14 protein-coding genes are annotated in these 13,315 nt (G+C 67.9%); 8 read left to right on the forward strand and 6 right to left on the reverse strand.

All coding sequences use genetic code 11. The features are described 5' to 3' along the window. Positions 1 to 43: 43 nt before the first annotated feature. The gene (locus ABZ827_RS27885; RefSeq protein ID WP_357242791.1) at positions 44 to 592 is read right to left on the reverse strand and encodes a hypothetical protein; all 549 of its coding nucleotides are present in this window, start codon (positions 590 to 592) and stop codon (positions 44 to 46) included. Further along, positions 589 to 867, reverse strand: a complete 279-nt coding sequence (locus ABZ827_RS27890; protein ID WP_357242794.1) for a helix-turn-helix transcriptional regulator — start codon at positions 865 to 867, stop codon at positions 589 to 591. Before ABZ827_RS27890 ends, ABZ827_RS27885 begins: the two co-directional genes overlap by 4 nt. Before the next feature lie 100 nt (positions 868 to 967). Between ABZ827_RS27890 and ABZ827_RS27895 the strand changes: the two genes are divergently transcribed. The 6 genes from ABZ827_RS27895 (at position 968) to ABZ827_RS27920 (ending at position 6,656) form a co-directional block, all read left to right on the forward strand. Beyond that, entirely contained in the window at positions 968 to 1,825 is an 858-nt protein-coding gene (locus tag ABZ827_RS27895; RefSeq protein ID WP_357242796.1) for an aldo/keto reductase, read from the forward strand. Between the two features lie 147 nt (positions 1,826 to 1,972). Continuing rightward, complete coding sequence (locus ABZ827_RS27900; protein ID WP_357242799.1) at positions 1,973 to 2,698, forward strand: enoyl-CoA hydratase; 726 nt, start codon at positions 1,973 to 1,975, stop codon at positions 2,696 to 2,698. Continuing rightward, positions 2,698 to 3,843, forward strand: coding sequence for an MBL fold metallo-hydrolase (locus ABZ827_RS27905; RefSeq protein WP_357242802.1), 1,146 nt, complete (start codon positions 2,698 to 2,700; stop codon positions 3,841 to 3,843). Before ABZ827_RS27900 ends, ABZ827_RS27905 begins: the two co-directional genes overlap by 1 nt. A gap of 34 nt (positions 3,844 to 3,877) precedes the next feature. Then, entirely contained in the window at positions 3,878 to 4,117 is a 240-nt protein-coding gene (locus ABZ827_RS27910; RefSeq protein WP_357242805.1) for an antitoxin, read from the forward strand. Between the two features lie 50 nt (positions 4,118 to 4,167). Continuing rightward, positions 4,168 to 6,387 carry an ATP-dependent DNA ligase gene (locus tag ABZ827_RS27915; RefSeq protein WP_357242808.1) on the forward strand — a complete coding sequence of 740 codons (2,220 nt, stop codon included), beginning with the start codon at positions 4,168 to 4,170 and terminating at the stop codon, positions 6,385 to 6,387. 86 nt (positions 6,388 to 6,473) lie between these two features. After that, positions 6,474 to 6,656 (forward strand): antitoxin, encoded by a 183-nt coding sequence (locus tag ABZ827_RS27920; protein ID WP_357242811.1) that lies wholly within the window; start codon positions 6,474 to 6,476, stop codon positions 6,654 to 6,656. 4 nt (positions 6,657 to 6,660) lie between these two features. Here ABZ827_RS27920 and ABZ827_RS27925 read toward each other — a convergent pair whose 3' ends face one another. Then, positions 6,661 to 7,395 (reverse strand): energy-coupling factor transporter transmembrane protein EcfT, encoded by a 735-nt coding sequence (locus tag ABZ827_RS27925; protein ID WP_357242814.1) that lies wholly within the window; start codon positions 7,393 to 7,395, stop codon positions 6,661 to 6,663. Continuing rightward, positions 7,392 to 9,506 carry an ATP-binding cassette domain-containing protein gene (locus ABZ827_RS27930; protein WP_357242974.1) on the reverse strand — a complete coding sequence of 705 codons (2,115 nt, stop codon included), beginning with the start codon at positions 9,504 to 9,506 and terminating at the stop codon, positions 7,392 to 7,394. Before ABZ827_RS27930 ends, ABZ827_RS27925 begins: the two co-directional genes overlap by 4 nt. A gap of 125 nt (positions 9,507 to 9,631) precedes the next feature. Here ABZ827_RS27930 and ABZ827_RS27935 point away from each other — a divergent pair, with 125 nt between their 5' ends. Together ABZ827_RS27935 and ABZ827_RS27940 are read left to right on the forward strand one after the other, a co-directional pair. After that, positions 9,632 to 10,573: a cation diffusion facilitator family transporter gene (locus ABZ827_RS27935; protein WP_357242816.1), complete on the forward strand. Its 942-nt coding sequence runs from the start codon at positions 9,632 to 9,634 to the stop codon at positions 10,571 to 10,573. Between the two features lie 41 nt (positions 10,574 to 10,614). Next, entirely contained in the window at positions 10,615 to 11,667 is a 1,053-nt protein-coding gene (locus ABZ827_RS27940; RefSeq protein ID WP_357242819.1) for an AraC family transcriptional regulator, read from the forward strand. A 4-nt stretch (positions 11,668 to 11,671) separates the two neighbouring features. Here ABZ827_RS27940 and ABZ827_RS27945 read toward each other — a convergent pair whose 3' ends face one another. After that, positions 11,672 to 12,448 carry a metallophosphoesterase gene (locus ABZ827_RS27945; protein WP_357242822.1) on the reverse strand — a complete coding sequence of 259 codons (777 nt, stop codon included), beginning with the start codon at positions 12,446 to 12,448 and terminating at the stop codon, positions 11,672 to 11,674. Between the two features lie 120 nt (positions 12,449 to 12,568). Beyond that, a complete protein-coding gene (locus ABZ827_RS27950) occupies positions 12,569 to 13,309 on the reverse strand; it encodes an RNA pseudouridine synthase (protein ID WP_357242825.1) in 741 nt (246 codons plus the stop codon). Between the last annotated feature and the right edge of the window lie 6 nt (positions 13,310 to 13,315).

Consider the following 13,315-nt stretch of genomic DNA (forward strand, 5'->3'; position numbering starts at 1 on the left):
AGCCGCGGGTGTCGCGAAGCCCCGCGGCTACCGGCGCGTCGGCTCAGTTCTCCGATTCCGGGTCCGCTTTGGACCAGGCCAGGATCATGGCGGGCGAGCAACCGCCGGCCAGGAGTGTCGCCAGGACCATGACCCCGCCCGCGTAGGCAGTCCGGAAGGCGTCGGCCTCCGGGAAGATCGCGCCGCTCCACACCAGATACATCATGGGGAACACACAGAGTGTCTGGGTGACGGTGAGGCCGATCGAGCGGGCGGTCTCGCGCTGGGCGATCTCCAATTCGTCCAGGGTTTCGGCGGGGGCGTTGTCCTGGGCCTGGGAGACGATACGCAGCATCGTCCAGGTCGGCAGGAAGATCAGAGCGCTGAGCCCGGCGAACAACGCGGCCCATTCGAGTCCGAAGGCGCACAGCACGCCGGTGACGAACAGGACGGTGAGCGCGGCCGCGACGGTGATCACCAGTGCGCGCCGGCGTCTCCGGGTGCGCCAGCCGGGCAGCATTCCGGCGAGCTGCTTCTCCCGGGCCAGCCAGCGCCGGACGCGATAGGCCTGATAGCGATCGAGCAGGGTGGACGGTCCGGTGGCTGCGGTCATGGCAGCTGTCCTTTCTCGCGTGGGTAGACCTCGGCCGACAGTGGCGTGAATTCGGTGCGGGAGAACACGGCCTCCACCGGCAGTGCGAACACCTCGCATATCCGCAGAGCGAGGTCCAGGCTCGGATAGTGGTTGCCGCGTTCGAGCGCGCCGATCGTCTGCGGATTGACGTTCACCGCTTCCGCCAACGCGGCTCGCGACATTCGATGTTCCGCGCGCAGTACCGCGATGCGGTTGAAGATCGGTAAGGTTTCCCCTCGTCTTACTGGGCTCACGCAACTAATTGTTGTAAAAACCCAACGATCTGTCAAGTCTGTTCGGACACGGGGCGACTGCTCGTTGACCTCCCGTCGAACCGCTCCTACCGTCGATGCGGTGACCACTAGACGCGAGATCGGTGTAGTCCCTCCCATCGTGTTGAATGACGGGAGCCTGATCCCGCAGCTCGGTTTCGGGGTGTTCCAGGTTCCGCCGGACGAGGTGTTCGATACCGTCACCGCCGCGCTGCGTGCCGGGTACCGCAGTATCGATACCGCTGCGGTGTACGAGAACGAAGAGGGCACCGGCCGCGCCATCCGGCAATTCGGGCTGCCCCGTGACGAGGTCTTCGTCACGACGAAACTGTGGAACGCCGACCAGGGCTACGACTCCACCCTGCGAGCCTGCGAAGCGAGCCTGGACCGGATGGGGCTGGATTACCTCGATCTGTACCTGATCCACTGGCCCGTACCCGCCGCGGACAAATTCGTCGACACCTTCCGCGCCCTCCAGCGGTTGAAGGCCGACGGCCGGGTGCGGTCCATCGGAGTCTCGAACTTCCGCATCACCGACCTGGACCGGGTCATCGCCGAAACCGGGGAGACACCCTCGGTGAACCAGATCGAGTTGCACCCCAAGCTCGTTCAGCGGGAGCTGCGCGAATATCACGCCGAACACGCCATCGCCACCGAGGCGTGGAGTCCGCTGGGGAAGGGCTCCGTCCTCGATGACCCCGTGATCACCCGGATCGCGGGGGAGGTGGATCGCACCCCGGCCCAGGTGATCATCCGGTGGCATCTGCAGCTGGGCAATATCGTCATCCCGAAGTCGGTGACCCCGGAGCGGATCGTGCAGAACTTCGACGTCTTCGGGTTCGAACTCGCCGCCGAACAGATGCGGGCGATCTCCGCATTGGACGCCGGGATCAGGACCGGACCGGATCCGGATACCTTCTCGGCCGGTCTCGACACCTGAGTCGGCGGGCCGCACCGTCCCCGCGGTCCGGCGGCAATGAGCCACGTCGCGTTTCCGTGGGCCCGCCCCCGTGCTGTGGCAGAGTGGGCAGTAGCGCATCGTTATTGGCTGTCGGTTCTGTATTCGTTTCAGCGGGGAAGGACACACATGCTCGGGGTCAGCCGCGACGGCGACGTCACCACTATCGAACTACAGCGCGAAGAGCGGCGTAACGCGCTGAACCTGGATCTGGTCATCGCGCTTCGCGAGGCCTTCTCACACGCGCGGCTCGACGCCCGGGCCATCGTGATCACGGGCCGCGGACCGGTGTTCAGCGCGGGCGCCGATCTGGACGGCGTGTACTCCACCGAATTCCTCGATGCCCTGCTGGAGATGCTGCACGAAGTCGAGGCCATGCCGGTGCCGGTGATCGCGGCCTTGAACGGGCCCGCGCTGGGTGCCGGTGTGCAGTTGGCCATGGCCGCGGATCTGCGGGTGATGGCGCCCGATTCCTATCTGGCGATCCCCGCGGCGAAACTCGGTATCTCCGTGGATCGCTGGACCACCCGCCGGCTGGTCTCGCTGCTCGGTGGCGGTCCGGCCCGGACCGTTCTGCTCGGTGCCGAACCGATATCGGCCGCGGACGCGTACACCTTCGGCTTCGCCAACCGCCTCGGTACGGCGGCCGACGCGCAGAGTTGGGCGAAATCGGTCGCCGAACTCGCGCCACTGTCATTGCGTCATCTGAAGTTGGAGCTCAATGACGACGGCACCCGTGAGCCGGCGCCCCATGAGCAGCACGCAGCCTTGGAGGCAGCATGGAAGAGCGAGGACGCCGAGGAAGGCAGGCAGGCCCGCAAGGAGAAGCGCACCGCGAAGTTCGTGGGGCGGTGATGCGACCCCGGGTACTCTCCGCCGCGGTCGCCGGGCTCGCGGGAATGACCGCACTGGGCTGGGTGCTACGCGCGCTGGACGGACTGCCCGCGGCGCTCGGCGCATCCGTTTCGGCGATCGCGCCCACCGCGGCCGGGGCACGCACCTACCGCAATCGGCAGTTCCACAACACCGAACCCGCTTCGCCGATCGTCGTCGCGGACAACCCCGCCGGGTTGCTGTCGATGGTGACCGCCATGCGGGCGGGACGGCCGAAGGGCGCTGTGCCGCTGGCCGAACCGGAACAGCCGCCGGTGGCCGCGGATCTCGCCGTCACCTGGTACGGGCATGCCAGTGCGTTGATCGAGATCGACGGATTCCGGGTGCTCACCGATCCGGTGTGGAGCGAGCGGGTTTCGCCCTCGCGGCTGGTCGGGCCGAGCCGGATCCATCCGGTGCCGGTGGCGTTGGCGGATCTGCCGCCGGTGGACGCGGTGGTGATCTCTCACGACCATTACGACCATCTCGATGCCGATACCGTCGCGACTCTGGTGGCCACCCAGCAGGCCGTTTTCGTGGTGCCGCTCGGGGTCGGGGCGCATCTGCGGCATTGGGGGGTGCCCGAGGCCAGGATAGTCGAATTGGACTGGGGTGGTTCGTATTCGCTGTCGTCTGTGGACGCCGCGAGTGGTGAACTGACGATCTCCTGCGCCGAGGCGCGCCATTTCTCCGGTCGCGGACTGGTCCGCAACACCACGCTGTGGGCGGGCTGGGCGCTGGCCGGTCCGGCACATCGCGTGTATTTCGGCGGTGATACCGGGTTCACCAAGGCCTTCGCGGAGACGGGCGCGCAATACGGCCCCTTCGATCTGACCCTGCTGCCCATCGGGGCCTACAACCAGCACTGGGCCGATATCCATATGAACCCCGAGGAGGCGGTGCGCGCGCACGCCGACCTCTGCGGCGGCGATCCGGCCCACGGTGTGCTGCTCCCGATCCACTGGGCGACCTTCAATCTGGCGCCGCATCCCTGGGACGAGCCGGTGCGGCGGCTGGTGGCCGCGGCCACCGCCGCCGGTACCGAGATCGTGGTGCCGGTCCCCGGGCAACGGCTCGATATCGGTGATCTCCCGCCGGGGCGTTCCTGGTGGGAGGATATGGGGTGAACACTTCCGCACGGCGACAGGAAGGGATCCGGCAATGAGCTTGATGGACAACCTGAAGAACCTGGTCGGCAAGGGCCAGGAAGTTGCGGCAAAGAACTCCGACAAGATCAATCAAGGGGTCGACAAGGCCGGGGATTTTCTCGACCAGAAGACCAAGGGCAAATACTCGGACAAGATCCAGAAGGGTAAGGAAGCCGCCCGCAAGGTGGTCCCACCCGATCAGCAGGGCGGTCCGGGACAGCCCGGCGAGCCGGGGACGGGCCCGCGGCCGTGAGCCGCGGCCGGATACCGGACGGGGTCGACCGCTCGCAGCGGTGAGCCGGCGTGGCCCGGGCATTCGGCGGTGAACCCGGTCAGCCGGATATCGAGGTGCGGCTGAGCAACCTCGACAAGGTGCTCTATCCGGCGACCGGCACCACAAAAGGCGAGGTGATCGAGTACTACGCCGAGATCGCCCCGGCCATGCTGCCGCATATCGCGGGCCGTCCGGTCACCCGGAAACGCTGGCCCAACGGGGTGGCCGAATCCGCTTTTTTCGAGAAGAACCTCGGCGCGGGTACCCCGTCGTGGGTGCCGCGCCGCGCCCAGAAACATTCCGATCGCACCGCGTATTACCCGGTGATCTCCTCGCAGGCCGGGTTGGTCTGGCTGGGGCAGCAGGCCGCTCTGGAGATCCATGTACCGCAGTGGCGCTTCGACGGGGACGCCCGGGGCCCGGCGACACGGCTGGTATTCGATCTGGACCCCGGCCCGGGTGCGGGCCTGGCCGAATGCGCCCGGGTGGCGCTCGGAGTGCGGGATATGGTCGCCGAGATCGGTATGCGCGCGTATCCGTTGACCAGCGGAAGCAAGGGCATCCATCTCTATGTCCCGCTGGACCGGGCGCTGAGCCCGGGCGGCGCGTCCACGGTGGCCAAACAGGTGGCCACGAATCTGGAGAAAATGCTTCCCGACCTGGTCACCGCCACGATGGCCAAGAAGGTCCGGGCCGGGAAGGTATTCCTGGACTGGAGTCAGAACAACCCGTCGAAAACAACTATCGCGCCCTATTCGCTGCGTGGCCGCGACGAGCCGAACGCCGCCGCGCCGCGTAGCTGGGCGGAGATCGAGGACGCGCGCGAACTACGGCAACTGCGGTTCGACGAGGTTCTGCGGCGGTACCGGTCCGAGGGGGATCTGCTGGCCGAACTGGATCCCGCGCTCGACGACGCGCTGACGAAGTACCGGTCCATGCGCGATCCGGGCCGCACCCCGGAACCGGTCCCCGCGCGATCCCCCCGCCCGGGGCCCGGAAACCGCTACGTTGTCCACGAACACCACGCCCGCCGGTTGCATTGGGATGTGCGGCTGGAACGCGACGGGGTCCTGGTGTCCTGGGCGGTACCCAAAGGCCCGCCGGACAGTCCGCGGCAGAATCGCCTGGCCGTGCATACGGAGGACCATCCGCTGGAATACCTGGATTTCCGGGGGACGATCCCGGCCGGCGAGTACGGGGCCGGTGAGATGTCGGTCTGGGACACCGGCACCTACCGCACCGAGAAATGGCGCGACGACGAGGTGATCGTCGTACTGCGCGGCGATCGCCTGGCGGGCCGGTACGCGTTCATCCGCACCGAAGGCGACCAGTGGCTGATGCATCTGATGAAGGATCAGCCTTCGACCGCCGACCTGCCGCGCGGCCTCAGCCCGATGCTGGCCACCAGCGGGGAGGTGGCCGGACTGCCGGAATCGGAATGGGCGTTCGAACGGAAATGGGACGGGTTCCGGCTGATCGTGGAAATCGATGCCGGTGAACTGCGGTTGCGCAGCCGGGCGGGGAACGATGTCACCACGCGCTATCCGCAGCTGGCGGTACTGGCCGAGGAATTATCGGATCACCAGGCGGTACTCGACGGGGAGATCATCGTCCGGGGTCCGGAGGGCGAAGTGAATATCGCGCTGCTGAACGCGAATCCGCGGCGGGCCGAGTTCCTCGCCTTCGATCTGCTGTACCTCGACGGCACTTCGCTGCTGCGCAAACGCTACCGGGACCGCCGCCAGGTGCTGGAGGCACTCGCCGCGACGACCGGCGAACTGCGGGTGCCGCCGCGCTACGAGGGCAGCGGCGCGGAGGCCTTGCGGCACAGCCGGGACGAGGGAGCCGAGGGGGTGGTCGCCAAACGGCTGGATTCGGTCTATCTGCCCGGCACCCGCGGACATTCCTGGGTGAAACAGCGGAACTGGCGCACCCAGGAGGTGGTGATCGGTGGAATGCGACGTAGTAAGGCGCGGCCGTTCGCCTCACTGCTGGTCGGGATCCCGGCCGAGGACGGCCTGGTGTACGCGGGCCGGGTCGGCACCGGATTCGGCGAGGCACGAATGAACGACCTGGCCACCCGCCTGCGCCGGCTGGAGCGCAAAACGACTCCGTTCACCAACGAGATGTCGCCCGATGAGATCCGGGACGCGATCTGGGTGACACCGAAGATCAAAGGCACTGTGCGTTATATGGATTGGACCGACGGCGGCCGATTCTGGCATCCGGCGTGGCTGGGCGAAGTGTGACAACCGTCCGCACAGCCGTCACTGCTCGGTCGACGACCTCGCTGGGTATTGTTATCGCCGTAGCGAGTTCGAGCGAGGAGCGCACCATGGATTTCAAAGGGCTGGCGAACAAAGCGCTGGGGTTGGCGCGTAAGAACGCCGACAAGGTGGACCCGCTGATCGAGAAGGTCGGCGACGCGGTGGACAAGAAGACGGGCGGTAAGTACGCCGGACAGGTCGACAAGGCGCAGGATGCGGCTCGTAAGGCGGTGCGTGACCAGAAGAAGTAAAGGGTCAGAGCAGTAGCTCCACGGCGAGCGCCCCGGCGCATACGACGACCACCACGGCGAGGGCGACGGCGTCGTTGCGGCCGGGTGTGGCCGGTCGCGCGGTGAGCCGGCCGGTACCGCCGCGGGCGGTGATGGCCTCACCCAGTTCACCGGCCCGGCGGGTCGATACCGCCATCGCGGCGGTGAGGATATCGATCAGCGGGTCGGTGGTGCGGTGCAGCAGATCGGGTTTGGGGCGTAACCGGCGTGCCGCGCGCAGAATCCGGATCTCCTCCAGCAGAAGTGGCAGCCCGCGCAGCGCGAGTGCCACTACCACCGCCAGTTCGTCGACTGGTACCCGCAGTTTGCGCAGTGGGCGGCCGAGAGTTGCCAGGGCCGGCGCGATATCGCTCATCGGTGTGGTCCAGGCGATCATCATCGACGCCGCCAGCACGATCAGACCGAACACCACGATCTGCGCGTAGCGCAGTAGCGCGGCGCCGCCCACCGGCGCGCTGAACAACGCGCCGACTCCGATCAGCAGCCAGATCATCCAGGGCAGCCGGGGCAGTACGCCCAGCGGTAGCCGCGCCACGACCCCGGTCGCGATCAGGAACACGATCATGATGCCGAGGATGGGCCAGGTCGGCAGGATCATCAACAGCAGGCTTATCAGGAAGACGCCGATCATCTTGGTTCCGGCCCACAGCCGGTGCACCGGGCTGGATACCGGAACCCGGCGCAGCAGTACCGTGCTCATCGGGCGCCTCCGTGGTCGATTCCGTGGGCGTCGCCGCGCAGACGCCATGCGGTGCCGGGGGCCGGTTGGTGGACCGGTCCGGGCGGGCGGATCGGCGGTATCGGCGCGGTATCGTCCTCCCGTTCCGGAACCGGTACCTGCGCGGTCTCGGTTTCCGGGATCCGTCCGGCCCGCAGATGGACCGTGCGGTCGCAGATGGCCGAGACATCCTCGACATCGTGCGAGATGACGATCAAGGTGAGACCGGAATCGCGGAGCCGGGCCAGCAGGTCGACGATATCCGCGCGGCCTTCCGGGTCCAGTCCCGCCAGCGGTTCGTCCAGCACCACCACCTGCGGATGGGCGGCGACGATGGCGGCCAGTACGACTCGTTTCGCCTGACCGCCGCTGAGTTCCTCGATGGAACGTGTGGTCATGGATCGGTCCAGGCCGACGGCGTCGAGGGCCTTGCCGACAGTGCCCGATCCGGTGCCCTCCCCGCCCCAGTCGGTGATCTCCTCACCGACGGTGTGCCGCTGGAGCTGTAGGCGGGAATGTTGGAAGGCCAGTTCGACGCGGCCGATCTGTTTGCTGACCGGTTTTCCGGCGAGTTCGCAACGGCCGATACTGGGCGCGATGAGCCCGGCCATGATCCAGGCCAGGGTCGATTTCCCGGACCCGTTCCCGCCGACCACCAGGAGTGCCTCCCCACGGCGCACCGACAGGTCGACCCCGTGCAGGGCGGGCGCCTCCCAGGGTGTGCCGCGGTTGTAGGTGTGCCGGACGCCACGCAGCTCCAGGATCGGATCGCCCATGGGGCGGCGGCGTTGCGTCCGGGCCGGTTTCGGCCAGGCGGGCAGGTGGCCGACCATCCGGCCGTCTGCCAGGTGCACCACCCGGTCGGCGGCGGCCGCGTCGGCTTCGTGATGGGTGACCAGCACCACCGCCATCCGATGGTGTTTCGGGAGTCCGGCGAGCAACGTCACCAGCTCGCGGCGGCCGTCCGGGTCGATCATGGAGGTCGCCTCGTCGGCGATGAGCAGCGCGGGCCGCCGGGCGAGGGCAGCCGCGACTGCGAGCCGTTGCTGCTGACCACCGGACAGGGTCGCGGTTTCCCGGCCGCCCATCCCGTCCAATCCGACCTCGTGGAGCAGGTCGTCGATCTGTACCTCGGCGGCGAGCTCGGTCGGCAGACCCCAGACGACATCGTCGGCGACCAGGACGCCCAGGGTCTGGCTTTCCGGTCGCTGGAGAACGAGGGCGGTGCCACCGAGATGGCCCAGACCCGCGGAGCCGGGGCGATCCACCGTGCCCGTACTCGGTGGCAGCCCGGCCAGCAGCCGGGTGAGGGTGGATTTGCCGGACCCGTTGTGCCCGACCACCGCGACGAATTCGCCGACCTCGACGCGCAGGTCGATATCGGCCAGGGCGGGATCGGGGACGCCCGGGTAGCTGTATCCCGCCGCTCGCATCGTCACGGGCAGTGGCGCGATCGGGCGGTTGTCGGCCGGTGCGTCGAGCCGGTCGGTGCCGGGGAGCCAGGTCAGCCGGTCCAGGACGGAACCCAGTACGAACCAGGAGACCATGGCGGTGACCACGGTTCCGGCCGCGACGGTCCCGCCGATGTAGATCCACCACCAGTCGAGGACGGTCTCGGCCAGGTCCAGGACACCGCGGCCCAGGGGCTCCAGCTGGGATTGCCGGGAGGTGAGGTCGGCCAGGCCGGTCGCGCTGTTGCGGATATTGTCGAAGACCAGATCGCGGGTGGCGGAGAAGAACAGCAGGAATCCGATCGCGAACGCGCCCCAGGCGATACCCGCGACGATCGACAGCCCGGTGACTGTGATCAGGCCGCCGTGGCGGCGTTTGACCGTCCCGACGATTCCGCCGATCGTCGCGGTGGCGACCATGGCGATGGCGGCGTTGAGACCGCCGGCGACGAAGGTCACCAGGGCCGCCGATACCGAGGCGATGAACAGGGCGCGGAAGCGGTATCGATGGGCCAGCAGGCCCATCGGGACGGCCGCGACGAGTTGGAGCGCTGCCGCGAACGGCACCACGGAGCCGACGGTGACGAGCCCGACGGTGGCGCCGCCGAGAACGGCGCCGGTGGCGAGTTCGATCGGCCGCAATGCCGCGCCTCGCGGTTCGCCGGCGGGCCGGTCCGGTTCGCCGGGCCGGGTGGTAGCGGGCTGGTCACTCACGATCTCAAGTCTGCCAGCCCGGCGGCGGTGTGCGAATCGAAGGTGTTGCAAGCATGCGCATTGACGCATATGTTGTCTGCGTGGGACATGATCATACGCATCGCGTATCACCCGAGAGCGCGTCCGGGAAGTACATCGGTCGCCTCGCGCTCGCGCTCGCCATCGGCGCCGGATTCATGCTCATCGAACTGGTGGTCGCGCTGGCCACCGGCTCGCTGGCGCTACTGTCCGATGCCGCGCATATGCTCACCGATGTCGTGGGCATCGGCCTGGCGCTCTCGGCGATCATGCTGGCCCGCAACACCCGGCCCAGCTACACGCGCACCTTCGGCTACTACCGGGCCGAAGTGATCGCGGCGCTGGCCAACGCGGTCCTGCTGTTCGGGGTCGCCGGTTATGTACTCGTCGAGGCGGTGCGCCGCTTCGGTGAACCGCCCGAGGTGCCCGGCGGACCGGTACTCATCGCCGGTGCGATCGGTCTCGTCGCCAATATCGCGGCCTTCCTGCTGTTGCGCCGAGGTGCCGCGGAGAGCCTGAACGTGCGCGGCGCCTACCTGGAGGTTCTCGCCGATATGGTGGGGTCGTTCGGGGTGCTGGCCTCGGCGGCGATAACCCTGACGACCGGGTGGTTCTACGCCGATATGGTCGTCGGCGTCGCGATCGGTGTGTGGGTACTGCCCCGGACCTATCTGCTGGCCCGGCGCTCGCTGCGGATCCTGTTCCAGCACAGTCCGGAAGAGCTCGACGTCGAGAAAGTTGCGGCCGAACTGGCCGCGGTTCCCGGGGTCTGCGATGTGCACGATCTGCACGTCTGGACACTTACCTCCGGAATGGAGGTCGCGTCGGCGCATATCACCACCTCCGGCGCGGACGCGGGCGACGAAATCCTGCGGGCCGCCCAGGAACTACTCGCGCAGCGTTACCACATCCAGCACGCGACCCTGCAGATCGAGACCACCGATACCGCCCGCCGCTGCGCCGAGCTGTCCTGGTAGCCGCCGCCCGGCCGATCGAGATATCCGGCCATAATGTCGGCATGGTGCAGCGTCCATCGGTCCGGGACTGGGATTTTCCGCGTGGTATCGCCAGCGTCGCGCTGATGGCGGGGTACGGGACCGAGCACGGGATTCCCGCCGCGGCCCTGCTGCGCGGCACCGATCTCACCGAGGCCCGCCTGCACGACCCCGACGCCCAGATCGATGCGCATATAGAACTCGCGGTGGTACGCAACCTGGTGCGGCAACTGGATCGCCCCGGGATGGGTATCGAGGTGGGCCGCCGCTATCGGATCACCACATTCGGGATCTTCGGTTTCGCCTGTATCAGCAGTCCCACGCTGGCCGAAGCGATCGACTTCGCCCTGCGCTATATGGAACTGAGTTTCACCTTCTGTCTGCCGGTGACACAGTGGGAGAACGGCGAGTTCGTCGGCCGCATCGACGACGGATCCGTTCCGGCCGATGTGCGGCAGTTCCTGGTGGAACGCGATGTGATCGCCATGCATCAGGTGATGAGCGATCTTCTGGGCCGGCCCGTGGAACTGGTGCGGGCGGAATTCCGCTTCCCCGAACCGCCGTACGCCGACCGGATCGCGGCCGTCACGGCAGCCCAGCCGAGGTTCGGCCGGCCGGAGAATCTCGTCGCCCTCGACCCGGCCATCCTGGACCAGCCGCTCCCGCAGGCCAATGAGCACACGCTGGCGATCTGCCTGGCGCAATGCCGTGATCTGGTGCACCGGCGCCGCGCCCGGACCGGTATCGCCGCCGAGGTCCGGGCCCGGCTGGTGCCCAGAGGCGGGCTGGACGGTTTCACCGCACCGCCGGGTATCGATACCGTCGCCGCCGACCTGAACATGAGCACCCGGACACTGCGCCGGCATCTCGACGCCGCCGGCACCAGCTACCGCGCACTGCTGGACGAGGTACGCCAGGCGCTGGCCGAGGAGATGCTGACCACGACACCGCTGTCGGTGAGCGATGTGGCCATCCGGCTGGGCTACGCGGAGGCCTCCACCTTCATCTACGCCTTCAAACGCTGGACCAGCGCGACCCCCGCCGCCTATCGCCGCGCTCGCGCCGGGCGGTATTGACCGGTCAGTACGGGTTCGCGATCCAGCCGCCCATCGGGACACTGCGGAAATGCGTGATCAGCCGATGGTCGTCGTCGATGACATGCAGGGCGACCGAGGGATCCGGCCCGTAGTCCATCACTCGCTCGGGCGGCTCCAACTCCCATTCGCCACCCAGTACCGAGGCGGTGCTGGGACCGATGAGCAGCGGCCGTCCGGCGAAAGTACTCGCTCCGGCGGTATGTGCGTGACCGGTCAGGGTCCCGATGACGCGCGGATCACCGGCGATCACCTCGGCCAGCCGCTCCGGCTCCGCCAGCGCGATCGTGTCCACGATCGGGCTGTGCAGAAAGACCGGCGGGTGGTGCAAGGCCAGCAGGACGGCGTCGTCGGCGGGGGTCGCGGCGAGCATCTCGCGCAACCAGTCGTAGGTCTCGTCGGCCAGCCGGCCACCGGACTGGCCCGGCACGCTGGAATCCAGCAGGATCAGCGTCAGATCGCCGATCCGGTGCGCCTGGTTCACCGGATCGTCCGACGGCGGGGCGGCCAGCAGCACCTCACGGAAGGCGATGCGTTCGTCGTGGTTCCCGGGAATCGCGAATACCGGCAGATCGGCCTGCAGGGACATCCGGGCCTCGGCATACTGCTCGGGTTTACCGGAATCGGTGATATCGCCGGTCACCACGATCACGTCGGGGCGCCGGCGCAGCTCCGCCAGATAGGCCATGACCCGCTGCGCGCGCTCGGTGTTGCGAGTACCGAGATCGAAATGCGTATCGCTGACCTGAGCCACCAGGATCACCCTGTCAGCTTAGGGGAGATATCCAGCGGAAACACCGGCGGTATGAGGTAGCACACCATGGGCGTCGGTGTGCATGACTCCGGGCAGGCGAGCTGAGGACGGGGCCGACGGCCGGTGAGGTCAGGCGGGCAGGGTTTCCGGTGGGTGGGGGAGTGGGGTCCAGAAGGTGTCGCCCGGCGGGGCTTCCAGGTCGAGCCGGCCGTCGGGGCGCCAGTCGGCGGTGAGGCGCAGTCGCCAGGAGTGCAGGTGGGTGCGGGGCCGGGTGCCGGTGCGGTCGAACAATGGGTCGCCGACGATGGGGTGGCCGATCCAGGCGAGGTGCACCCGTAGCTGGTGCCGGCGTCCGCTGACCGGGTGCAGCGCGATGACCGTGTGCTCGGGGTGGCGGGCAACAACGGTGAACTCGGTACGGGACGGGTAGTTCTTCGTGTCCAGTAGATCGGTTTCTGCGACGAACCAGCGGTCACCGGTGTGCTGGATGGTTTCCCGGGGAGCCGCGACCCGCACCCGGTTCTTCCGGCCGACACTCAGCGGGAGGTCGATGACCCCGCTGCCGGGCAGTGGTTCCGTTCCGGCGGCGACGATCGCCAGATACGTCTTGCGGACGGTTTGTTTGTTGAACTGGCGGGTGAGCTGTCCGTGTGCCGGAAGTTGTTTAGCCAGTAACACCAGGCCCGACGTGACCTTGTCGATGCGGTGCACCGGATACAGTTTCTCGCCCGTGTCCTCGGCCGCGGCGACGATATCGGTGTCGTGCCGCTCCCCGGTCACCGAGATACCGGCGGGTTTGTTCAGAGCCAGGATCGCCTCGTCCTCGGTGATCCGGCAGCGGGCGCGCAGCTCGGGCCAGTCGATATCCACCGGTCG

It is taken from the genome of Nocardia sp. NPDC019395, assembly GCF_040632335.1.
Classification (GTDB): Bacteria; Actinomycetota; Actinomycetes; order Mycobacteriales; family Mycobacteriaceae; genus Nocardia.

Bases quoted from the DNA above. Each gene is read 5' to 3' on its own strand.
- ABZ827_RS27885 (WP_357242791.1), bottom strand. From the start codon at position 592: ATGACCGCAGCCACCGGACCGTCCACCCTGCTCGATCGCTATCAGGCC.
- ABZ827_RS27900 (WP_357242799.1), top strand. From the start codon at position 1,973: ATGCTCGGGGTCAGCCGCGACGGCGACGTCACCACTATCGAACTACAG.
- ABZ827_RS27905 (WP_357242802.1), top strand. From the start codon at position 2,698: ATGCGACCCCGGGTACTCTCCGCCGCGGTCGCCGGGCTCGCGGGAATG.
- ABZ827_RS27910 (WP_357242805.1), top strand. From the start codon at position 3,878: ATGAGCTTGATGGACAACCTGAAGAACCTGGTCGGCAAGGGCCAGGAA.
- ABZ827_RS27920 (WP_357242811.1), top strand. From the start codon at position 6,474: ATGGATTTCAAAGGGCTGGCGAACAAAGCGCTGGGGTTGGCGCGTAAG.
- ABZ827_RS27925 (WP_357242814.1), bottom strand. From the start codon at position 7,395: ATGAGCACGGTACTGCTGCGCCGGGTTCCGGTATCCAGCCCGGTGCAC.
- ABZ827_RS27935 (WP_357242816.1), top strand. From the start codon at position 9,632: ATGCGCATTGACGCATATGTTGTCTGCGTGGGACATGATCATACGCAT.
- ABZ827_RS27940 (WP_357242819.1), top strand. From the start codon at position 10,615: ATGGTGCAGCGTCCATCGGTCCGGGACTGGGATTTTCCGCGTGGTATC.